This is a genomic window from Streptococcus sp. SP8, assembly GCF_030440045.1.
GTDB classification, from domain to species: Bacteria; Bacillota; Bacilli; order Lactobacillales; family Streptococcaceae; genus Streptococcus; species Streptococcus parasanguinis_I.
Window position 1 is genome coordinate 1 of record NZ_JAQFJL010000028.1, and the last position, 1,435, is coordinate 1,435.

The following is a 1,435-nucleotide window of genomic DNA, read 5'->3' on the forward strand; positions in this document are numbered from 1 at the left end:
TGAACTGCACCCCAAAAGTTAGACAGAAAAAATCTAACTTTTGGGGTGTTTTATAATGAAATTAACTTATGAAGATAAAGTTCAGGTCTATGAACTTAGAAAACAAGGGAGAAGCTTCAAAGAGCTTTCAAATATATTTGGGATAAACATTTCTAATCTTAAGTACATGATTAAATTGATTGATCGTTATGGAATAGAAATCGTCAAAAAAGGAAAGAATTGTTACTATTCTCCCGAACTAAAACAAGAAATCATTGATAAAGTTCTGCTTGAAAGTCGTTCACAAATAAAGGTATCTCTAGATTATGCTCTTCCAAGTGTTGGAATGTTGCATAATTGGATAGCACAATATAAGAAAAACGGGTATACTATTGTTGAGAAAACAAGAGGAAGGATACCTAAAATGGGACGTAAGCCAAAGAAGAAACCCGAAGAGATGACAGAACTAGAACGTCTTCAAGCAGAAAATGAGTACTTGAGAGCGGAGAATGCGGTTCTAAAAAAGTTGAGAGAACTCCGATTGAGGGACGAAAAAGAGCAAGAAGAAAAACGGAAATTGTCCGAGGATTGGTAACAGAGTTTGCTTTAGAGATTCTTCTAAAGATTATTAAGCTTGCCCGTTCAACTTATTATTATCATTTAAAACAGCTCGATCAAAGCGATAAGGATTATGATGTTAAAGTTGAAATTCAATCTATTTTTACTGAGCATAAAGGGAATTACGGCTATCGTCGAATGACTCTTGAATTGAGGAATCGTGGTTTTGTAGTGAATCATAAGAAGGTCCAACGTCTGATGAAGGTCCTTGGTTTAAGTGCTCGTATTCGTCGTAAACGGAAGTATTCTTCATACCAAGGAGAGATTGGTAAGAAAGCAGATAATCTTATTCAACGCCAATTTGAAGCAACCAAGCCAATGGAAAAGTGCTACACAGATGTGACCGAGTTTGCCATTCCAGCAAGCAATCAAAAACTTTATTTATCGCCAGTTTTAGATGGTTTTAATAGCGAAATTATCGCCTATAATCTTTCGACTTCACCGAATTTAGAACAAGTGAAAGCTATGTTAGACCAGGCCTTTACTGAGAATCATTACACAAATACAATTCTTCATAGTGATCAAGGATGGCAGTATCAACACCAGTATTATCATCGTTTTTTAGAGGATAAAGGAATTCAACCGTCCATGTCACGTAAAGGAAACAGCCCAGACAACGGCATGATGGAATCCTTCTTTGGCATTTTGAAATCGGAAATGTTTTATGGTTACGAGAATACATTTAAGTCACTTAACCAATTGGAACAAGCTATTGTAAACTATATTGACTATTACAACAACAAACGAATTAAGGTAAAACTAAAAGGACTTAGTCCTGTGCAATACAGGACTAAATCCTTAACTTAAATTATTTGTCTAACTTTTTGGGGTCAGTACA

1 protein-coding gene is annotated in these 1,435 nt (G+C 35.3%); it reads left to right on the plus strand.

Going from position 1 to position 1,435, the window contains the following annotated elements; all coding sequences use genetic code 11:
* The first annotated feature begins 55 nt into the window (after positions 1 to 55).
* Positions 56 to 1,404, plus strand: a protein-coding gene (locus PCY11_RS10980; protein WP_301362781.1) for an IS3 family transposase whose coding sequence is annotated in 2 segments (ribosomal slippage) — positions 56 to 497 and positions 497 to 1,404 — 1,350 coding nt in all. Because the reading frame shifts where the segments join, the coding sequence is not laid out codon by codon here.
* The last annotated feature ends 31 nt before the right edge of the window (positions 1,405 to 1,435 follow it).